This window comes from bacterium, assembly GCA_008933615.1.
GTDB lineage: Bacteria > CLD3 > CLD3 > SB21 > SB21 > SB21.
The window spans coordinates 32,114-54,667 of the sequence record WBUR01000029.1 but is presented as its reverse complement, the minus strand read 5'-3'; the positions used below and the strand labels follow the sequence as shown (position 1 = coordinate 54,667).

The window sequence follows — 22,554 nt, the reverse complement described above, 5'->3', positions numbered from 1 at the left end:
TCGACAAAAGATTCATTTGAATGTCAGCAACGTTAGATCCACGTCGAAGGTCATAATGACGGACGAGCCCGTTAAAGTTGATTGGCGCGGATGTGCCGACATAACTCTGGTAGTTGACAACTTCAGGCTGAGTACGGATGTAAGCGGCTATTTCTTTGGTCACAGCGGCGGTGCGCTCCAATGTCGTTCCTTCCGGCATATCAATGATCACCTGAATTTCATTTTTGTTGTCAAAGGGCAGCATTTTCACCGCAACTAATTTGAAATACATTAACGACATTGATGCAAGCAGAAGTAACATCGTGCCGCCTAGAAATAGCCAACGCTTCTTTTTGCTTTCGATCAATGGGGTGATTACAACGGCATACCATTTATATATCTTTGTTTCTTCTAATCGATAATGTTTCTCGGCGTGACCATGTTCTTCATTTTTGAACAATCGAAGTACCAGCCAAGGAGTTATGACTAAAGCAATAAGCAGAGAAAACAGCATGGCCAGAGATGCGCCGATCGGCATGGGACTCATATAAGGGCCCATTAATCCGGAAACAAAAGCCATCGGCAGAACTGCTGCGATTACCGTGAAAGTCGCAAGTATCGTCGGATTACCAACTTCATCGATGGCTGCGATGGCAGCCTGGAGAAACGGCAGCTGTTTCATTTTAAAGTGACGGTGCATATTTTCCACGACGATGATCGCGTCATCTACTACGAGTCCCGTCACAAATACAAGCGCGAAAAGGGTTATACGATTAAGCGTGTAGCCGAACATATAATACACGAACAACGTCAGAGCAAACGTAACCGGGACGGTCATAAAAATCACAAGTCCGCTGCGCCACCCCATGGCCAGTGCGACAAGAACGGTTACGGCAAGAATTGCTACGGAGAGATGTTTGAGCAGTTCGCCGACTTTTTCCGATGCCGTTTCTCCGTAATTACGGGTAGTTGTTATTATGACATCTGACGGAATGAGGCCGCCTTTCAGAGCATTAACTTTACTTATTACCTTCTCTGCGATTTTCATCGCATCGGAGCCTTTGGATTTGGAAACCGAAAGTGTAATGGCAGTAAATTCCTTATCGTCATTTTTGAACTCATCCGGAACCGCCAGATCACCAAATCCGAAGCTGACATAATCCTTGGGTTCTTCCGGGCCGTCTACGATTTCCGCAACATTTCTCAAATAGACCGGACTTCCATTATAGACGCCAATTACGATCTTGCCGACTTCCTCCGCGGATTCTAAAAAACCGCCTGCTTCGACAAGAAATTCATGGTCTTGCCAATTGAACTTCCCTGCTGCGGATTGTTGATTAGCATATTGTATTTGTCCTGCAATCATAAGAGCATCAACATGATGTGCCGCCATTTTTGATTTGTCCAATATGACGCGAATCTGACGGGAGCGTCCGCCGATCACCTGGGTTTCAGCAACATGTTCGATTTGTTTTATTTCCGACGAAAGCTCCGTTGCCACTCGCCGCATCTGATAATCATCATACGTCTTGCTCCACATCGTAAGGGCAATCACTGGAACGTCGTCGATAGATTTGGACTTGATCAACGGCATGGAAGCGCCTTTGGGCATCTTGTCCATATTTTTGGCAAATTCATTATAGAGTTTAACAAGGCTTCTCTCGACATCTTCACCCACGTAATATCGAACCACTAACATAGCCATACCCGGGTTGGAGATGGAATAAACATATTCAACGCCGTGAATATTGGAAATTAATTTTTCGAGAGGTTTGGTTACTCTGCTTTCAATTTCCTCAGGACTTGCTCCTGGGTATTGAACAAATACATCGGCGATAGGCACGCTGATCTGTGGCTCCTCTTCGCTGGGCGTCAGATATGCGCTGTATAGGCCAATGGCAAGAAAGGCTGCCATAAGCAGCGGTGTCAGTTTGGAATTGATAAATGCGTAAGCGATTTTTCCTGCTAATCCTCGATTCATTGTGCTACCTCAACTTTTTGTCCGTCTGAAATTTTCACATCGCTTGTTATAACGATTTTTTCACCGTCTTGTAATCCGGATAGAATTTCGATCCGGTCTCCGTTCTGATTTCCTGTTCTGATCCAACGAAGCATTGCAGTGTTATTGTCCGATATAACAAACACACCTTCTAATTGGCCGCGCCTGATCAGGATATTTTCAGGGATGAGGACTGATTTAGTAAAACCTTTCTCAAGTATAACCCGGGCGTACATTCCGGATTTAATCGCCTGACGATGTGCATTACTAACGCCGTCTAATGTGACTTTGACTTCAAATTGACGGCTGGCAGGATTACCGCCGGGATTGATCTGATCAACCTTTCCGGTCAGTTCAGTTTCAGGTAATGCGTCAATATGAACTTTTACACGGTCGCCTTTTTTGAAAAGATGAACTTCGGTCTCCGGAACTCGGGTATTAATTTTCAGAGTTGTCATATCCTCGATTATCAGTAACGGCATGCCCGGAACGGCCATGTCGCCTTCCTGCGCTATCTTTTTTATCACATAACCCTTAATTGGTGTGACGATGTCGCCGTATTCCATAACGTCGCTGACTTCTTTTTCCATTTCTTCTACAGAAGAAACGCGCGCCTTGGCCATGTGATAGGCCATTTCAATGTCATCCATCTCTTTTTTTGTCGCACTTTTAGATTCATACAGAGATTTTATTCGTTGATAATTTATTTCGACGTTTTTCAGTGCGGCCTGAGCCTCGGTCAGATTGGCTTTGACTTGGCCGCGTTTGGCGGAAATGTCATCGCTTTTGATTTTTACTACGGACTGGCCGGCGGCAACAAGCGAGCCCTCGTCAAAAGGCATGCTTATGATCTGACCCATGATCTTTGTGCTAAGACTTACGCGTCGGTCGCCTTCGATATTACCGGTATAAATAAAGTCTTGCGGTATTTCACTAGCCGTAATGGTATGTACGGATACGTTTGGAGGAGTGGGCTGGCGGCCGGTGTCTGTAGTCGAACCGCTGCAAGATGCCAATAACGCTGTGATCGTATAAAGAGTAATTAACAATGTTGTTTTCATAGAGCCCCTATTCGTCCTTTAGATTAAGGTTTATAATTTATTTTTTTAGAAAACTTATCTGTGTTTTAATTTAATTCTTGCCTTCCAATAGAAAATCCAGGAAAAAGATGCTGACGTTATAGCCAAACAGCGCCTGTAAATGATTGAGCCTTGCGTTGGATAGGGTTGCTTCAGCCATAAGTAGATCGGATGTCTTTTCCAATCCTTTGGCATAACGATCTGAGATGATACGCAGGCTTTCGCCGGCCTGTTGTACAGATTCTTTTGACAGCTCCGTCTTCTTTTGCATGACAACCAGTTTACGCATTGCCGCCGCCGTTTCAGTTCGGTTATTTTGAAGGGTCTTGTCGTAGTTAATTTTTGCATTGCGCAATTGAGCGGAACTTTTTTGTATTGCGCCGAAGTTATCCCATCCCTTGAATATCTCCCACTTTAACATGACGCCGGCCATCCAGTTTTTGCCTTTGCTGCCAAATAATTTGTTTTCATTCATTTCGTAGCTTCCAAACGCATTGATCGTGGGCGCCAGCTTGTAGAGATTCATAGCATGCATTTTTTCCATAGCGGCAATACCATATCGCATGGCCCTTATATCCGAACGATTTTCAGTGGCAGTCGAAATATTTAAATTCGCCGTTTCGCTTGAGGGCAAGTTCAACGTGTCCGATGGCGTGATGTCTATCGGTTCGCGTATTCCCATCAGAAATAATAAACGCTCTGTAGCATCTTTCAACTGATTAGCGGCTTCGATTTTCTTACTTTCAACATCCAGGAGCTGAACTTCAGCCATCAGTAAATCCGAACGATGAATAAGACCCTGATCGTAATAGTTCTTTGCCTGATCACGGTACGCCTTAACCGCCCCGAGCGATTGGTCAATTACTTTGAGGCTAGCCTGTGCCAACACGAGCTCGAAATAGCTTTTCTTTACCTGAAAATGAATATATTCGATCGTTCTTTTTCTTTTTTCTTGATTTGCTTTAAGACCTGCCGAAGCAGCGCCTCGACCCAAAAGGCCGTCAAGGTTGATCAAAGGCTGTTGGACTTCAATTTTGGTTGTATAATTCTTAATAGTCTTGGGATCATTTAACAACAGGGGGTTAAAATCGTTGGTAGAAACCACTTCCTGTTTGAGTTTGATACCGAAAACATTTAGCGGATCGTTTGTCGCAACATATGTTTCGGATAGCGTAATTTGCGGCAGAAAGAGCGAATAGGTCTTATTTAAATCGGCGCTGGAAATTTCAACTTCAGTATCCATCAGACGAAGGTCAAAATTCTGTTCTTCAGCCCTTTTCAGGGCATCCGAAAGGCTCAATTCTGTTCCACCAATCGACCAGGCAAATACACTTGCCGACATGGTTACATAGCTTATGATGAAAAAGAAACTGTATTTCATAATTCCTCATTGTTAGAATATATATGATTATATAGCAATATAGTAGATTAATAACTCTAATGCAAGAAAATTATTCCCAAGAAGGAACTATTTATTTCTCCAATAAAGTTTTTGATATTCATATAATTTATATCTATTTTATTTAAGCAAGACTAATATGAAGGAATAGGTAATGAAAAATATGTCAGACGAAACGCTGGATCTTATGGCAGGACGGTTTAAGATATTGTCGGAGCCCATGCGCCTTAAAATTCTGCACAGTCTTCATGATCATGAAATGAACGTACAGCAGATTGTCGAAGTAACGGGGGCGAACCAAGCCAATGTTTCAAAACATCTGGGTTTAATGTTTGACGCCGGGATATTGAAACGCCGAAAAGAAGGCTTAAATAGCTTTTACAGCATTGCGGATGAATCAATCTTTAAGTTATGTGATCTCGTGTGTGGAGGTATCGAGAAAAATCTAAGAAAAAGTCTCAGTTCATTAAAATATTGATATTCTGCCCGAACTACAATCGTCTGGCCAAAACTACAGTTTGTTTTGCGCTCTTACTAAAACCGGAAATATCGTCAATTACTTCGACATAGATAATATATATTCCCATCCTCGCAATTTTACGACCTCTGTCTTTCCCATCCCATTCGATTTCCCGGTGGCTGCCTGTCAATGAATTATTTAATAACGTATTGATCAAACGGCCCTGATTATCGTAGATTTTGACGGTCATGCGCGCTTGTGCGACCGGTATATCAATCGTTATTTTTGTTTGCTGCCCCTGATCAACCAGGAACGGGTTGGGGGAGGCGGTGATATTTATTTTTTTTCGTAAGCTGCCTGCAATATTACTATTGATTGCGCCTGGCGTTCCACCCTCAATGAATACACACGATCCCCAGTTGCCGGCTACATTTGCGTCTCCGTCGGAACGAATCCGCTCAATCGAAATACCTTCGCCGCCGCCCCAGTTTGGCGAATAGTTCACACTGTCAATAGTGTTTCCGACAAGATCTTGAAGTAATATCGTATTACCTGAATTAGAAAGCGTAGGCAAACCGCTTTCGGTTAAAAGAATTTTAGAATTTGGAATATCAAAACGATTCGAAAAGGAAGTATTCTGGGCAAGAACTGCATAATCTTTTGACGGCAGGATAAAATGATCAGACACAATAATGGTTTTGTCAGACCCAACCAACAAGCTCCAGTTCAGCAGGTTTATTCCTGAGTCCGCTGGATTATAAACTTCTATGTATTCGGGTTCACCGGTGAACGGGCTGTACATGATTTCATTTATCAGGAGCGAATTGCGTAAATAAGCATGCGCCTGAAAAATGCTGTTAGCCGCGGCGGGAGTAGATCTGGCTGCAGACAGAGATGAAACCCAGTTTGCCGGGTCATTCGTATTCGAAGTGGAACTGCGGCGCTCCAAACTCTTGCCGTTTCGACCGCCCCAGGTACTGTAATAATGCAGGCTGTCAACCACATTCCCTACATCGTCTTTGAGAACGACTTTATCATCCGTATTATTTAAGGATGGCATGGAGGGAATAACTATAACTAAACTGTCGGGAACAGATGGAAAATTTCTAAAAAAAGAACTGTCGCCGGTTAATACTCTAAATTGTTGTGTGGAAATATATTGAGGCAGTTCTACGATTACTTTAGAGGAAGAGGCATCTGAAATCGTCCAGTTTTGAAGATTCAATGCTGTGTTGTTGAAATTATAAATTTCAATAAACTCGACCTGCGATGTGTCAGGCTCATACAATATTTCATTGATCAAAACTGATTGATCACGGATACCGATCTTGAGTTCTCGGATAGTCAAATTGTTTTCAATACGTTGGTCTCCGCTGTATTCCAACAGAACAATAATATATCGGGATTCAGCTAGCTGAGAATTTCTTTTGGAAAGAATGGACGGGACTGTCCAGTTTATTTCAACCGCTTGGGAATCGTCAACGTTAAGGCTGTTGATTCCTATCGAATCAATTAATTCAGATGGTTCAGGAGTTTGATTTACATCCTCGTCATAAAATACTTTTACAGTAAAATATGAATTAATAGCCTGTAAGCCTTTATTACGAACAACAGCTGTGATGGTGACCGGCTGATTTACAGCCGGATGCGGCGGTGAAAAAGTAATATCATTTTGACGTACCGCGATATCGAATGCAACCGGTGTTTGGCTGTTCAATGAACCCGGCGTTGCCTGGTGATAGGCTTCGGAAGACCGCCAGTTCGATGGAATGGTCGACGCAGAATCTGCGATGACCCGCTCTAAGGAAATATCCGCACCGCCTCCCCAGGTAGGTTCATAAAACAGACTATCAATCGGAATATCAAGGCTATCGAAAAGGACAATCAAATCGCCCGAATTATTTAATGAGGAAAAGTTTGTATTCATATAAAATTTGTGAGCAGGAACGTTGGCGTAGAAATTATTAAACAAAGCGGAATCTTTGACAAGTAAAACATAGCCGTCTGATTTGAGCCAATAATTAGACGTTGTTATGGACTTCGGAGAATTAATATTTGCCTCATCGCTCCATTTCCATTTTTTTAAGTTGACGGAATCCGGACTGCGGTTATACAGTTCGATCCACTCTGTAGAAGTTGAAGAGGGGAGGTAATTAATTTCATTGACGACAACGGAAAATCGTTTCGCGCCCAATACAATTTTTTTGAGTGCAACATTGTTTTGTAAATTTTCATCTGACGGATAAATAATACGGATAAGAATTTGCTGTTCTTCAACAACAGATGTATCGGACGCCGCTATTACGACAAAGTCTCCCGGAGCTAAACCGGTTGAATTGAAGGACGAAAGCAATATCGAGTCCTGGTCAACATAACGGTAAATATTCACTGAAAAACTGCCGGTGGGCATTTCGCCGATATTGTAAAGCCGCCCTGAGATTGAAAACATCTGACCGGAAACCGGATAGGCCGGTGAAAAAGCAATATCATGGGGTAGTATCGAAAGATCAAATTGTTTTGGCGTCACGCTATTTAAAAATCCGGGTGTACCATTTATATAAATGCTATTTATCCAATTTGACGGAGAGTTATCGTTATTTAAATTTTTTTTCTCGTGCGAAATACCTGACGTGAAACCGCTCGACACCGACCAGGCATATCGCGAGATCGTATCTCCTATCGAATTCACTAATTTTACGGAATCGGCCGAATTTCCTAAACCGTTTCCTATTAATCCGCTGTGAACTTTCAGTGGGAGCGCCCCGACTGGAAAAATATCTTTATATAAGCCGTTTACAAGATCGTAACCTTGATGAAATATTACAGCAAATTGACCTGGATTTAATATGGTACCGGAACCTGCATTTTTCAACGTATCCATTGCACTGTTATCTCGAACGCGCCAATTTAGCAGGTCTATCGGCTGATTGCTGTAGTTATATACTTCTATAAATTCGTCAAAATCCTCACCGCTAATTGGTTTAAACATCACCTCCGTAAGGGTGATCGAATCGGGAATCGTGACGTTTACGGAATCCATACGCTGATCATTGGAACTGACCTCGTCTACTAGCGGTATGACGCTCGAAGGAATAATTTTGGCCAGATACGGATGCCAGCCGAATGTTATACCATTTACCATTATCGAGACATTCATGGAATCGTTTGTATTTAGAATACCCGCAAAGTTGACCGAATCTATGAATTCGTTTGCGTCCGGAAACACATTACGGTTGATATCCTCATAAAATTTTACCGTAAAATCAGTAGTTGCAGTTAAACCTGTATTTTTTATCCTCGAAATGACTTGCAAGTTGTCTCCGACTTTTGGATTCGACGGAGTAAAAGTGAGAAATGACGTACTCACAGAAAGATCCATTGCGGGAACTGTTGAAACGGAGTCAATAACTGTATTATTGGACAGTGAAGTGTCTGCATTAGGAAATATATTAACAATTTTCGCAAGGAAAACATGTGTCCCGCTTGAAAGTGAGGAAGAATTTACCGACACCGTAGCCGAATCGGCGAAATTCAGCGATGTTAAATGGTTGACTGAATCTAATTCCTCACCATCTTCTGCATTGTAATTTCTATTAAGGTCCTCGTAAAACTTAACTTTAAAACTGTCTGCTCCGCGGATAGCCATGTTATTGACTATTGCAGTTATATTGACCGTAGAATTTGTCGGGGGCTCTGTTGGGACAAAAATAAGTCGCTGTTCCTTAATTGAAAGATCTAGTTCGGGATAATTGCCAGGTGTTCCATTTGTTGTCTTACTATCTGTCCAATTTGATGCCGAATTTAATGAGTCAGCAACATTCATTTTTTCATCCGATATACCCGTTGTGTTTGCGCTGGTATATGTATATTTGGATAAGGTGTCGCCGATCGACCGTACAAGGATTACATTATCGCCATTGTTGCCAAGTGCGTTCCCAATTTGGGTATCGTTAACTCTAACGATGAGAGCAGAAAGCGGAATAAGTGTTTTGTATATTCCAGCCGCTGTGTCATAATCGCTTTCAAAAAATTACCGCAAATTGTTTTGGAGCAAGAATTAACCCTTGCCCGAAATCTTTCAACGTATCAACGTCCTGATAATCATAGAGTCTCCAACCCGTCAAGTCAATGGGAGTGGAACCGTAATTATAAATCTCTACAAACTCGTTGTTTGTAGAGTTTGGATTGAACATTACCTCCGTGATCGTCACGCTGTCCGTCTGTGCCGAAAGCAATTCTGGCGCGCACAGGTACAGCAGTAAAAAAAATATGCAGATTTTCTTGATGAGATGTTTTATGTGCATACGATAGGATAGTGTAACAAAGATCTATTCAGAGGCTTTTTTTATTTGCCCGTTAGAAAATTGCAGGATATGAACGGATGAATTGACTCGCGAGTCGTTTGTAAATATTATCCTGTTGTGAATTCCTCGCCATATTGAACCTTTATTAAGTTCAATTTGTATTTCTTCACTTGTATAATATCCTGAGTGCACAAAAGCCGAAAGCATATTCATCAGGTCAAAACCATACGCTGCTTCGCGCGACGGCAAGACTCCATAGGTTTTTCTAAACGCTTCATTAAACGCTTTAACTTCCGGATTACCTGGATCCAGGTACGACTCGGATACGAACATGACTCCGTTTATGTAATTTTGATGTAGTCTCAATTCGGTTTGATCGTACCAGTTATCGCCCCCAAGCAGCTGCGTTTTGATGTTATAAAATGCAAGTTGTGGTGCGATGTATTTAATATCATCGGTATATACGGGTAAGAACAATGCATCGATAAATTCCATCGGAATGCTATATTCACCCTCATTTGAAGTACTATCGATGGGATAATGTTGTGCATAAATAGAATCGACTTGCTGAGGAGTAAGTTTAGAAAGGAAACGGAAAGAGGTTTGGCGAAGCGCCCTGTCGATAAAACCCATTTTTCTAAGGTGTACAAGTTGTCCCTTAAAATCGGTCGTGTTATCGTAAAATTTTTCAAACACGATCATTCTTCCTCCGAGCTTTTCAACCGACTGTGCGAAAGCGGTGGATGCAATGTCGCCATACAAATCGGAAGGTGAAAGAATTGCAAAAGTCCTCAGGCCGAGTACGTCAACGGCATAATGCGCCATGGCTTCACTGCGGGATTCTATGTTCACATTGGCTTGATAAACATAGGGGCCGATTTGCGTAAGACCTGATTTTGTAGCGGTAGGCGAGATAATAGGGATGTGATACTGATCGGCAACCACGGCAGCGGCTGCCATTGCGCTGCTTTCAACGGGTCCGATGATGGCAGAGATGCCGTCGGCGGCGGATAGTTCTTTAGCCGCATGAATTGCCTGAATGATATCCGATTGGTCGTCGTAAATAACCAATTCGATGCTCGGTGTGTATAACCGGTTATACTGAGAAACTGCCAACTCGACGCCGCTTTTGATTGATCTGCCGGTCTCACCGTTGGATCCTGTTAAAGAAGTTATAAATCCAAATCTGACCGGTCCGTCTGTTTTATTATTTATTTGCTTAAGAATATCACGAAAGGCTTTATTTGTTGATAATTGGGGGTCTTTTTGAAGAGTAGATTCGATAAACTTCTGCAAAAGAACATATCGCTTTTGTGACATCAAATTGGTTACATATTGTGAATTCAAAACAGAAAGAAGTTCCGGATCATCGTCCTCGGCTATCATATTTCTTATCTGGATGGAGGACAAATTATTTTGGATTATTCTTCTGATTAAGGAATCGGATCTTGATTGCAAATGCTTTTCTATGGATGTTGTTTTGAGTAGGGACAAATCCCTAATGGCGGAAGTATAATCGTCATTTCCATAATAACTCTGCGCCCTTGTGTACAATGCGTCATCTATGTACTTACTGCCCGGATATGCTGTAATGAGCTCGTCGGCCACAGTTATTGATTTCTTGAAGTAGCGCATTTTTTCATAGGATTTCGATAACATCAAGAGTCCGGCAGTATAAAGATCACCCTCCGGGAAATTGGCGATCATTGATTCAAACGTTTTTATAGATGTGGGATAGAGCTTGGAACGATAAGCCGTCAGACCCGTATCGAAAAGCATTTTTTCACTCAAAGATTTATCCTGTGAAAATGCGGTTGATAAACAACTTGGGATTAGCAAGAAATAAATGAGCTTCATGGGCAATAATGTATGATCAGTAGGGTAGGTTTAATTGAACAGGGATAATATAAACGTTATAATAATATCAGTCAAAATAAAATTTTAATTTGACAATTCAGGTTTAGTTTTATATATTGGCGACCACTTTATAAGGTGCAATGATAAAATATAATGTATTAATGATAATAAACTTATAAACAAAAGGATAGTCAAAGATGCCTAATCACAAGTCGGCAGAAGAGCGCGTAAGAAGGAATGAAAGAGATAACGACAAAAATCGCCATTATAAGAAATTAATGCGTGATTCTGTGAAATCAGTTTTGTCAGCGGCCGGAAAAAAAGAAGCTCAGGAATTATTAAAGAAGACCACGAGTTTGCTTGATAAAATGGTCGTTAAAGGAATTCTTCACAAAAACAACTGCGCGAACAAGAAATCAGCACTGGCCAAAAAAGTCGGCGCGATGGCGTAAACTTGCGTCTACGATAATAAAAGGCTATTTACAAGCGTGGATGATGTTCGATTCTGAGAAACTCAGACATTTGTAAACAGCTTTTTATTTTTGGATCCATAAGCCAGCCTTTTCAGCTTCCTCAAATAAGACATCCTTGTCTAAAAATGGTATCTTCCGGTTCTTTACGTATTGGTACTTTTCATGGCCGCGACCGGCAATCAGCAAAAAATCGCCCTTTTTGGCGATCTGCAGCGCGCGCGCTATGGCCTCTCTGCGGTCCGTCACGGTCTCAAGATTAGTTTTTTCCAAATCCTTTACAATATCCCTAATAATTTTATCCGGATTTTCAAAGTGTATATCATCCGTGGTGACAATAACGTAATCGGAGAGTTCGACGGCGATCTTGCCCATCAAAGGTCGTTTCGAAATATCGCGGCTTCCGGGGCAACCAAAAATTGTAATAATCTTGGCATTATTTTTTCTTATTTCACGGACTGCTTTAATAAGTTTGTCGAGGCCGTCCGGTGTGTGCGCAAAATCAATAATGGCCTTTATTTCTCCGATGTTGAACCACTCCAAACGACCCGCAACTGGCGGAATCGACATAAATGCATTGTGAATTTTTTTTCTGTCAAATTTTAAAGTTGCGAGTGTCTCTGCCGCGGCTAGAGCATTGTATGCATTATAAGCGCCGATCATAGGAATGTTGAAGTCGTACTGAATTCCGCCAATTTCATAGACAATTGACTGGCTGCGGGTTCCTTCGATGTAGGCCAGGTGCACGACCTTTATTTTGTCAGCTGTATGACCATAATCATACAATTTAACGTTCCGACACTCATGGATGATTTGTTTTCCATATTTATCATCAGCGTTGGTCAGCCCGACACCAGCAACTTTTAACATTGAAAACAGTTTGAGTTTGGTTTGAAAATAATCTTCCATTGAGGGATGAATTTCACGGTGTTCGTGCGTTAAATTGGTAAAAACGGCGGCGTCGAACTTCAGTCCCCAAACTCGTTTATATTTTAACGCGTGGGAAGAGACCTCCATGATAACATGCGATGCTTGCAGATCAATGCCTTCTCTTAGAATGCGGTGGAGTTCGTACGCTGGCGGCGTCGTATAATCCGTGTGAAATACTTTATCGCAGATCTCAATTCCGGTTGTACCAATGAAGATCGTTTTAATTGAAAATGACTTTAAAATCTCGCAAATGAAATGTGCCGTGGTCGTTTTCCCGTTCGTCCCGGTTACGCCGATGATGGTCAATGCGGGATCGTTTGTATCATAAAAGAGAGCTGAGGATTCTGCCATGAATTGATAGATATCAGTGACCTGAACATAAACGGCGTCTAATGCTTTTTCTAATGGGACTTCAGAGACAATAACGGATGCTCCGTTTTTTATCGCAACCTGAATGAACTTGTTACCGTCCGTTTGCTCGCCCTTAATTGCAAAAAACATGTTATCTGATTTGATCTGACGTGAGTCGGAAGAAAATCCCGTTACCCAAACGTCGGTCTTACCATGAACTTGTTTGACTGTAACTGATAGAAGTTCAGAAAGATGTTTTTTCATGATGCTAATAGTCAGTAGAAATTCAAACGGGCTGTCTGTTAATAACTATCATATGCCGGTGCCCGGATGTTACTGAACAGTGTTCGGAATGGAAAACAATGGATGTTTTCACAACGATGAAAAATTATAAGGAATAGTACCTAAACTAACCTTTTTTAGCAAGTGAATTGCTTGCCAAAGGATTCAAAAAAAAAAGCCCGGTGCGATGCACCAGGCTGAAGGAGGTCTTAGTCGGAATAGGTACTAGTAGATGCGCTTAACGTTGTTAAATAAATTTTTCAGAATTTCGAACCCAAGAATGCTGTTTTCAAACGGCAGACTCCAATAGTGGGCTTGATCAAGTCTTCCATATCCAAATTTTAAACCGGCGAGTTTAAACTTTGCCTCGCTTATGCTCTTTTCATTGGTTCCGGTGATGACGAATACAGTTCTTTTTTCTAATGCAAGGCTTTTCATGATCAACTGATTAATATTTGGTACTTAGAATTAACAAATAAAATGCAAGCAGTAATAATACAAATAATCCTGTGGGAACTAATATTCCGGCTACGCCCATTAAAATCGTAGGATTATAAAAAATGTAAGCGACGAGCATCACGATGAGGAATAAGGCCACAAATCCAATTATGCGGAAGATATTTTTGGTTCTCATCGTCATCAACTCCCCGTCTGTACTTTCTGTTATGGTCAACATTTGCTTAAACAGTTTCGAATCATTTAATGAACAACTATAATATAGGCATAGATTGTGCCGTATTTAGTGCTCTCGCTAATATGATTTAAATCAATAGTTTATTAGAACTTGCAGCAATTAAATACTTAACATTTTGTGTATCAAAAAATTAAAAATGCCTCATTATGAGACAGCCATAAGTTAATAAAACTTATGTTTTTATGCTTGCATTTTGAACTGTATATAATTAATTTTTTTAACACGGATAAGAGAGAACTAGAAAAATGCCTCAGATATTACTAATTACAGGTGGCACTGGAAATTTAGGGAGCCATCTGGTTCGAATTGCTCTGAAGTCTGGGAAATGGGACGAAGTGCACTCGACGTATCATGCGCTCAACCCTAATTTTCATAAAATATTCTGGCATTTTACGGACGCAAGAAACTCAATCCTTCCGATGCTGACGCGTATTAATCCAACGTGCATCATCCATACGATGGCACTTTCGTCTCCGGATGAGTGTGAGAAACGCAAGTTGGATGCATGGCAGATCAACGTGAAGGCGACGGGTGAGATCATTACCTATGCCAATCTAAACGCGGTCCGCTTTGTTTACACTTCCACGGATTTAGTGTTTGATGGCGAAAAAGGGGATTATTCCGAGGAGGACAAAACCTGTCCGGTCAATTTTTACGGTGACACAAAATTAGAAGTAGAAAACGATATACTGGAAAAATTTACGACTGCGAATTATGTAACGGCAAGGCTTGGATTGTTGTATGGTTTCAACTTAAATCAACGGTTGAATTTTTTCGATACACTATATAACGGATTACGAAATCAAGATTCAGTGACATTGTTCAAAGATCAGTTTCGCTCCATGATGAATATAAGCAATGCGGCGGAATGTTTAATGGAGTTAGCGTCAAACACTTATCAGGGAATGATTCATTTGGCCGGACCGGAAAGGATTAGCCGCTACGATTTTGGACTGCGTCTGGCGCATCATCTGAAATTACCTGATGCAGCGATTGTCGGTATTAAAACAGAAGAGATGCAGTCTCTATCTAAGCGCCCCAAAGATGTTTCGATGAATATCAGCCTCGCGTTAAAAACGCTGAAAACCCCTATCCAGTCCGTGGATGAAGGAATCCGTTCCATTTTCTGCCTGTAATAAAAGGAGTAATTCATGTCTGCACAGAAGGAATTAGACAGATATTACGACATGGTCGAAGAGGTCATAACGGAATTAGGCACTCGAGCTGAGCAGTGTCGTACACTTGATACGCATGGTGAAGTTATTCCGGGCCAATGGAATTTGGCAAAAGGCTCCGCCAAGATATTGGCTGACGTTTACACGACAGCGGAGGGGTTATCATATTTTTGTGTCGCGGCGCCAGTGATGATGATTACAGCTTCCGATCCGAATAAACTTTATGAGAAATTATTGAAACTAAACCATCAAATGTATTCGGCAAGTTTTTCGATCAATCAAGGTTGGGTGTGGTTAAGGATTTTGCGTGAATGCGAAGGGATGGATAAGAAAGAATGCCGGAGTACTTTTGATCGCGTAGGATGGTATGCAGATCAGTATGACGATATGCTCAAAAATGAGTTTGGAGGAAGCGTTACTTGAGCGCCTGGGCCCTGGACGCCATATCTTCGATCTTTTTCGAAAAGAGTTTATGAGCGTCTTCCTTTTCTGAACCGGAAAGACTGTCCAAAAAAGTTTTGTGGCTTCGCAACACGTTAGCAACAATGTTTTTTGCCTCGATTATTTCGCGATCCTCTGCTCCGGCGCTTAATGCAACTTCCAGGGTTTCCATGGCTTCATGGATTTCTCGAGCCAAAATGATGGATTTTTCTTTTGTATTGATATTCATATCTGTAACCCAAACCGGTTTGAGTTAAAAAGTTTACTTAATTTAAAAAAAAAACACGCATAATTGCAAAATAAATAATGCAGAATTCAATAAATAGAAAATCAGCTATTGCTGGCGAATTAGAGCGAATAGAGGATCTGATCATTGATATTCGCCGGCATATTCATCGCTTCCCTGAATTAAGCCATAACGAACACGGCACCGCGGCATACATCGCAGGTATTTTGGAAAAGGAAGGTATAGAAGTTCAAAAAGGAATCGCTAATACCGGATTGCTTGTTGAATTAGGCTCGCCGACGTCTTCGAGAAAAATAGCTTTCCGATGCGATCTTGACGCCTTGCCCCTCATAGAAGAAACGGGCGCTCCGTATTCAAGTGAGAACACGGGCGTTATGCATGCGTGCGGACATGACGTGCATACGGCGATCGTTAGCGGAACATTGCTGCTCTTGAACAAGATGAAAAATCAGTTGAAAGGGAATATTAAATTCATATTTCAGCCTGCGGAAGAAGCGTTGAGCGGAGGAGCTGAATTGGTAGTTAAAGAAGGCGTCATTGATGATGTAGAAGCTATTTTTGGAATTCACGTCGATCCAAGCCTTAGGATGGGTACGTTTGGTATTAAGGACGAGGCCATGATGGCTTCGGTTGATTTTTTTGATATAGTAGTCAAGGGCAAAGGCGGGCATGGCGCACGTCCGCATGACACGATAGATACGGTCTTTGTTGCGATGCAGGCCGTGAATGCGATTTATCAGATTCAAGGCCGTCATTTCAGCAGTTTGGAAAATCCCACGGTCATTTCCGTGTGCAGCTTTCACGGCGGAACGGCGCACAATATCATACCTGAAACTTGTCATTTTTCGGGAACCTTCAGAACTTTTGCTGAAGAAGACAGAATAAAACTACGTACCTTGATAGAACGTGTGACCAAGGAGATGTGCGGCATGTATGGAGCCGAATGCGATATAAAAATTACTCCAAATGCCCCGCCGGTCATCAACGACCCTGCGCTGGGCCGGCTAATCGAAGCAACGATCCGTGATGTGTTTGGAGAAACGTCCATTGAAAAACTAAAATACCCCATGACGGCAAGCGAGGATTTTGCTTATTACAGAGAAAAATGCCCGATCTATTTTTTAAGAATTGGCGTGTGCTCGGCGCCTGAAAACAGTCATCCGCTCCATAATTCTAAATTCAATATCGATGAACGAGCAATAAACCGCACCGTTGAACTCATGAGCCACGTGTTGCTGCGATACTTTGACTAGGCACTTAATGATCCTTACGTACTCACCGTTATACCAAGACTCCAATTGAAGAAACTGTTGACACATATTGGGCTGAACGATTTTATTTCTTTGTCAATTCGAAAACAAAGCAAACCTAAATCGGACGACTTGATTGTTGACGCCAGCCGTTTTACAGATTATTCTGTGAAAAAAATATATTCCGGCCGGATACCAGATGATTTTCTTGAAAGAATTGATGATTTGCCGAACGATGTGCCGTGGATATTTTTTGACAGCGAGTTTACGCTGGATTGCTTAAGCAAAAGTCGTGGTCATAAGGCGATAGAGGAGTTTTTTTCTGTTCGCCAGCTTTGGGATGCTCTGGAATTGACCCGAATACTCTTTCCGGATCTAACGGCTTATTCAATAGAAAATATTGAAAACGTAATTGAATTTCCTTTTGAAAAAAAACACACCTCCTCGGAAAAACTCATTGTCATTGTTCTTTATCTGATCGAAGGGCTGGCGCGTGTGGATTTAAGGAAATTATCTCTTCTTGTAAAGTTCACAGAGCATAGCCGGTCTCCTCTGAAAATTCTGTTTAAGAAGATCGCAGAACACAATAAAGCGGGTGCACCCACTGCATTCCAATTCCCTAAAGTAAAAATCCCATTACTTCCGTCTAACACCATTGGCGACGATTCGGCTGACTCTGAACCTGATTCAGCTCAGCCCGTTCCTGAAAAAGCGATACATACGGTGTTTGAGCACGGGGGATTATTAAACGCCCATTTTGACAACTACGAAGAACGCGCGCAGCAAGTGAAGTTGGCTTTGGCCATTGCGGCAGCTTTTAATCAGTCTCAATTCGTCTTGGCCGAAGCCGGAACCGGTACGGGCAAGTCCCTGGCCTATTTAGTGCCGGCCATATATTGGACGTCTCAGAATAGTCATGCGGGCGAATCCGTCGTCATCAGTACGCATACAAAAAATTTACAGGAACAGCTGTTTTACAAAGATATCCCGCAGCTGAGAAAAATCCTTCCAATACCATTTTACGCGGTTTTGCTCAAAGGGCGGGGTAATTACATTTGTATGAAAAAGTGGAAAACGATATGTCTTGATCCTGCCGGGCATTTGACGCCGACGGAGAGAGAAAAGGTACTGCCAGTCATTTTTTGGATAGACCGGACTCAGACCGGTGACATCAGCGAGTGCAGCGGATTTCAGCATGAACAAAATATGTCCGTATGGAATAAACTGGCGTCTGAAAGCGCCTATTGTCAGGCACAAAAATGTAATTCATCCGACGAATGCTTTGTTAAGAAAATTCGTGATGCAGCGCGCAAGGCGCAAGTAACTGTTGTGAATCATTCGCTTCTATTCTCAGACATTATCTCAGAAAATGCGATTCTTGGCGATTATACTAATTTAATAATCGATGAAGCGCATCATGTTGAAAAAACGGCCCAGAATTATCTTGGCGTAGGTTTATCCCTATGGTCTGTAAAAAACTTTGTTATAAGTCTGTATGAAAGAGATCAGTTGGAATCGGGCGTTCTGCTTCAATTAAAACAAAAATTAACAGGAAGTCGATTGAGTAAGGGCGAGTCGACGGGTTATAGCTCATTGCTGGCCGAAGCAACCATGGCTTGCACTGAATTTTGGATCAAGACCCAGGAATTATTTACCCAACTGACTATTGAGGCCACCAGCGGACGTTCCGTTGATTTCGAAGACACTTCCGTTCTTAAGACCAGATCACGTGAAAACAAGCTTCGATATGATTCAAAGAATGCTATTTGGAAAAATACGAAAGACGAATTAAGTGCATTTTTTGCGACGTCAGCTCAATTGGATGACGCTCTGCTGAAGCTGATCGACAGGATGAAAGACTGGAAGTCGGATATTTTTGAAGACGGCGATACGATGAAGGATATGCTCATATTGAAACGCGATGAATTAAAAAAAATACTCGAGACCGCACAGTTCCTGTCAGACTCCAACGACATAGATTATGTCTATTGGTATGAGTTGCCTGCCAAAGAGCGTTCATATGATATACGATTTTACGGTGTGCCGTTGAACGTGGCCGATATTTTAAAAGCCCGGTTGTACGAGAAATTAAATACCTGCGTTTTCTCGTCAGCAACTTTATCCGTCGCTGGAAATTTTAATTATTATAAAAGCCGCTCCGGGTTGATGGAACTAGACAATGTAAAACAATTTTCCGTAGGGTCGCCGTTTGATTTCAATGACCAGTGCCGTATTTTTATCCCGTCCTTTCTCCCGGATCCCTCGTCTGCGGACTTTAGCGACGCAAGTTCAACTTTAATTGAAAAAATTATATTGGAAAACGAAAAAGGAACGCTGGCGCTGTTTACTTCGTATGCCATGATGAATAAGTGCTATCGTGATATGAAGCGCCGGTTAAAGAACCGTTCGATCACTCTTCTCATGCAGGGGCAGGACGGATCGCGCAGCAATGTTACACAGCGTTTTTTTGACGAGAGAACTTCCGTATTGTTCGGTACGGACAGTTTCTGGGAAGGTGTTGATGTTCCCGGAGAGTCACTGGAAATATTGATCATCACCAAATTACCGTTTGAAGTTCCAAGCGATCCGCTGGTTGCAGCTAAAATGGAGAGGGTTACATCAATGGGAGGCAATTCTTTTTTTGATTATTCCGTTCCGGAAGCCGTAATAAAATTCAGACAAGGATTTGGCCGGCTGATCCGCAGCAGATCGGATCGTGGGATCGTCGTTATTTTGGACAACCGTGTCATATCGAAAAACTACGGGAGACTTTTTTTAAACTCACTTCCTGCGGCCGCTCAAACAATTTCATCCGAAAGTATGCTTCTAAAAAAAATGAGTGATTTTTTCACATCTTATATATAGATTAGTCTACTTACCTGATTAAGTTCCTTTGAAACACATACTCTTCCGACCGTTTCTGAGCAATAAGTTCGTTAATTATTTTCTCGAGAATTATCGTATTCATTCATCTTTGGAGGCGACCGATGGAGGCGCGTAAACTTTCTGTTATCATGTTCACCGATATGGTAGGCTATAGTAAGAAGGTGCAGGAAAATGAGGACCATGCCCTACAGTTACTGAATGAGCACAATAAGATACTTGAAGAAAAGATTCAAAGTTACAAAGGAAATATCATTAAAACGATCGGGGATGCTTTTCTTGCTGATTTTGACAGTGTGTTTAATGCGGTTAACTGCGCTGTGGATATACAACAGAAGTTAACTGAAAGAGATCGCCTCGTTGACCCCTACGATAGGGTATCGGTTCGGATCGGCATTCACGTTGGGGACGTTATTTACCGCGGGCAGGACGTTTTCGGTGACGGCGTGAATATAGCGAGCCGAATTGAGTCTGTAGCAGGGCCAGGTGAAATTTTTATATCGCATGATATTTACTCCATTGCACTTGGGAAATTATCCTATCACTTCAAAGACCATGGTGTTAAAGAATTAAAAAATATCAGCAGGCCTATTCACCTGTACGAAGTGGTATGGGATCCGACGCAAATTAAAACAGCAAGTCTGGGGCCGCGAACCAAAATGACCCATAAAAAAAAATATTTTAAAGTGGCTGTAGGACTGTGTGTGGCGGCAGCTATTGTCGCTGCTGTTTGGCTTGTCTTAGTTCCATCAATTCAAAAAAAACAGGAACCGGCTAAAAGGCCGACCTTAGCTGTCATTGCCTTTTCAGACGATACCGGTGATGAACGATTTCAGAAAGTACAAATCGGCAGGGTAATTAACGACGCAATGGTACAGAAATTTTACGAGTTTCCTGCAGTTCAGTTGGTCAGTCCTCTACGTATCGCCAGGGCAATGAAAGAACTTCAGATAGACGATCAAAGTATCGCAGGAAAAAAGGAGCTTGCTGAAAAGGTAGCAAAGGAGACCAATAGCAGGCTTATGATAACAGGCAGTTTAAAAAAATTTGGAGATACCTTCATTTTGGCTGCAGATCTGAACGACCTTGAGGAGGAAAGATTATTAGGCTCTTTTGTTCTGCAGGAAGTCAAGGAGGAAAGTATTCTCGGAAGATTGATCGACTCTCTGTGTATGAAATTTCAGATGAAGATCAGTGACGAATTTTCTTTGAAAGACACATCGAAATTTAAATTTCTCTCTATCAACGAACTTACCACTAAGTCACTTGAAGCGTATTCTTATTTGGTCCGTGGCTGGGAGATGTCTATGAGCGGTTTATTTCATCCAGGCATAGATGAAATGATTAAAGCCGTTGAAATTGATACCAATTTCGCCCTAGCCTATTCGCTTATTTCATGCAATGCATCATTTAATAAAGAAGACTCTCTTTCTGCGGTCTATGGGCAAAAAGCTTTTCGTTTCAAAGACAAATTCAGAGGTAGAACCAGTAAGGAGGCGTTGATTTTTCAGGGTAATCTTGGCTGGTTTGAGAATGATGTTGAGGAATGCGAAAGAAACTATCGGCTGATTACCGAATTATATCCTGATGACAGGGAAGGATATTATTACTATGGGAGTTATCTCGCATATTTGAAAAAAGACTATAAGAAAGCCCTTGAAGTATATGAAAAAGCGCGAACTTTAACACCGGACTATTTTCCCGTGATTCGCGATATAGCCTATATTACCAAAGAGCTACGCGGAGCTGATGAGGGCGTTAAGATTATCCAGGAATTCATAAGAAATCATCCCAACGATCAAAGCCTTGAGTATGCACGAAAAATGATTGCGCAGTTTCGGGGCGTTATGTGAACAGAAGCAAACAATATCGAAAACAAAAAAGGCAAGGAATTTTCCTTGCCTTTTTTAGTGGTAATGAAAAATTTACTTCTTAGCGCAGCAGGCGTCTTTTGCGGTTGTGTTTTCAGCAGCCGTAGTCTTGCCGGCTTCTTCCTTTGACATACAGCAAGCATCAGTTTTCGCCGGCGTCGCAACAACGGCAGGTTCCTGATTTTGAAATGTAAACGCAAATACAGCGCCGGCAACAGCCAGTATTGCAACGGAAGCGATCAGCATAATTTTCTTTTTCATATAACTCCTTCAGTTTATTTAATAACTATCTAATGATCTAAAATTTTTGATTGAGTTTCAAGTAATTTTTCATTCAGTTTTTTGGCCTGAATATTTTTATCACATCGTCTTTGCATTCTAAGATAGGCCCTCCTATTAGTTCAACACAATAGGGGACGGCAGGGAAAACTGCATCCATACATTCTTTAATTGACTTTGGTTTTCCGGGAAGATTGATGATAAGCGAATGGCCGCGAATTCCTGCCATTTGCCGCGACAAAATAGCCGTGGGAACGTATTGGAGCGAGATCGCACGCATCAATTCGCCGAATCCGGGCATCATTTTTTCGCAAACGGCTTCTGTTGCTTCCGGCGTGACATCGCGCTTAGCGGGGCCGGTTCCGCCGGTTGTAACGATCAGGTTGCAACCCTCGTCGTCTGCCATTCTTTTCAATTCTTTCTCTATATCATCCCGTTCGTCCGGAACGATCTTGTATACTTGGTCCCATTGGCTTTTTAAATAGGTGTTAAGAAGCTCAATGATAGCTTTGCCGGAAAGGTCTTCATAGACTCCGGCGCTGGCACGATCGGAAACGGTAAGGATGCCGATTTTTGTTTTCATACGTGGCCAAAATATGCCAAG

Annotated in this window: 18 protein-coding genes; 7 read left to right on the top strand and 11 right to left on the bottom strand. The window is 41.9% G+C overall.

Translation table 11 applies throughout. The features are described 5' to 3' along the window. From F9K33_11610 to F9K33_11600, 3 genes are all read right to left on the bottom strand, one after another. The coding region (locus F9K33_11610) for an efflux RND transporter permease subunit (GenBank protein ID KAB2878895.1) at positions 1-1,960 on the bottom strand (1,960 nt) is incomplete at its 3' end. After that, complete coding sequence (locus F9K33_11605; protein KAB2878894.1) at positions 1,957-3,039, bottom strand: efflux RND transporter periplasmic adaptor subunit; 1,083 nt, start codon at positions 3,037-3,039, stop codon at positions 1,957-1,959. The genes F9K33_11605 and F9K33_11610, both read right to left, overlap by 4 nt. Positions 3,040-3,109: 70 nt before the next feature. After that, complete coding sequence (locus F9K33_11600; protein KAB2878893.1) at positions 3,110-4,438, bottom strand: TolC family protein; 1,329 nt, start codon at positions 4,436-4,438, stop codon at positions 3,110-3,112. Positions 4,439-4,610: 172 nt separating this feature from the next. Between F9K33_11600 and F9K33_11595 the strand changes: the two genes are divergently transcribed. Continuing rightward, entirely contained in the window at positions 4,611-4,934 is a 324-nt protein-coding gene (locus tag F9K33_11595; GenBank protein KAB2878892.1) for a winged helix-turn-helix transcriptional regulator, read from the top strand. Positions 4,935-4,947: 13 nt separating this feature from the next. On the opposite strand, the gene F9K33_11590 is transcribed toward F9K33_11595, so the two are convergent. From F9K33_11590 to F9K33_11580, 3 genes are all read right to left on the bottom strand, one after another. Further along, on the bottom strand, positions 4,948-8,739 hold the full coding sequence (locus F9K33_11590; GenBank protein KAB2878891.1) for a hypothetical protein: 3,792 nt from the start codon (positions 8,737-8,739) through the stop codon (positions 4,948-4,950). 199 nt (positions 8,740-8,938) lie between these two features. Continuing rightward, entirely contained in the window at positions 8,939-9,220 is a 282-nt protein-coding gene (locus F9K33_11585; protein KAB2878890.1) for a lamin tail domain-containing protein, read from the bottom strand. Positions 9,221-9,244: 24 nt separating this feature from the next. Next, positions 9,245-11,077: an ABC transporter substrate-binding protein gene (locus F9K33_11580; protein ID KAB2878889.1), complete on the bottom strand. Its 1,833-nt coding sequence runs from the start codon at positions 11,075-11,077 to the stop codon at positions 9,245-9,247. Positions 11,078-11,274: 197 nt separating this feature from the next. On the opposite strand from F9K33_11580, the gene rpsT reads away from it, so the two are divergent. After that, complete coding sequence (gene rpsT, locus F9K33_11575) at positions 11,275-11,529, top strand: 30S ribosomal protein S20 (protein KAB2878888.1); 255 nt, start codon at positions 11,275-11,277, stop codon at positions 11,527-11,529. Between the two features lie 84 nt (positions 11,530-11,613). On the opposite strand, the gene F9K33_11570 is transcribed toward rpsT, so the two are convergent. Then, entirely contained in the window at positions 11,614-13,092 is a 1,479-nt protein-coding gene (locus F9K33_11570; protein ID KAB2878887.1) for a UDP-N-acetylmuramoyl-L-alanyl-D-glutamate--2,6-diaminopimelate ligase, read from the bottom strand. Positions 13,093-13,335: 243 nt separating this feature from the next. Continuing rightward, positions 13,336-13,548 carry a hypothetical protein gene (locus F9K33_11565; protein KAB2878886.1) on the bottom strand — a complete coding sequence of 71 codons (213 nt, stop codon included), beginning with the start codon at positions 13,546-13,548 and terminating at the stop codon, positions 13,336-13,338. Positions 13,549-14,049: 501 nt separating this feature from the next. Between F9K33_11565 and F9K33_11560 the strand changes: the two genes are divergently transcribed. Both F9K33_11560 and F9K33_11555 read left to right on the top strand, forming a co-directional pair. Next, positions 14,050-14,940: an SDR family oxidoreductase gene (locus F9K33_11560; GenBank protein KAB2878885.1), complete on the top strand. Its 891-nt coding sequence runs from the start codon at positions 14,050-14,052 to the stop codon at positions 14,938-14,940. A gap of 15 nt (positions 14,941-14,955) precedes the next feature. After that, the gene (locus F9K33_11555) at positions 14,956-15,402 is read left to right on the top strand and encodes a YbjN domain-containing protein (GenBank protein KAB2878884.1); all 447 of its coding nucleotides are present in this window, start codon (positions 14,956-14,958) and stop codon (positions 15,400-15,402) included. Here F9K33_11555 and F9K33_11550 read toward each other — a convergent pair. Then, positions 15,395-15,649, bottom strand: coding sequence for a hypothetical protein (locus F9K33_11550; protein KAB2878883.1), 255 nt, complete (start codon positions 15,647-15,649; stop codon positions 15,395-15,397). The genes F9K33_11555 and F9K33_11550 overlap by 8 nt on opposite strands. A 77-nt stretch (positions 15,650-15,726) precedes the next feature. On the opposite strand from F9K33_11550, the gene F9K33_11545 reads away from it, so the two are divergent. From F9K33_11545 to F9K33_11535, 3 genes are all read left to right on the top strand, one after another. Beyond that, positions 15,727-16,920 (top strand): amidohydrolase, encoded by a 1,194-nt coding sequence (locus F9K33_11545; protein KAB2878882.1) that lies wholly within the window; start codon positions 15,727-15,729, stop codon positions 16,918-16,920. Positions 16,921-16,965: 45 nt separating this feature from the next. After that, positions 16,966-19,782 (top strand): DEAD/DEAH box helicase, encoded by a 2,817-nt coding sequence (locus tag F9K33_11540; GenBank protein ID KAB2878881.1) that lies wholly within the window; start codon positions 16,966-16,968, stop codon positions 19,780-19,782. A gap of 122 nt (positions 19,783-19,904) precedes the next feature. Beyond that, entirely contained in the window at positions 19,905-21,653 is a 1,749-nt protein-coding gene (locus F9K33_11535) for a hypothetical protein (GenBank protein KAB2878880.1), read from the top strand. A 72-nt stretch (positions 21,654-21,725) separates the two neighbouring features. Here F9K33_11535 and F9K33_11530 read toward each other — a convergent pair whose 3' ends face one another. After that, entirely contained in the window at positions 21,726-21,932 is a 207-nt protein-coding gene (locus F9K33_11530; protein KAB2878879.1) for a hypothetical protein, read from the bottom strand. Between the two features lie 73 nt (positions 21,933-22,005). Continuing rightward, positions 22,006-22,533, bottom strand: a complete 528-nt coding sequence (locus F9K33_11525) for a molybdopterin adenylyltransferase (protein KAB2878878.1) — start codon at positions 22,531-22,533, stop codon at positions 22,006-22,008. Positions 22,534-22,554 lie beyond the last annotated feature (21 nt).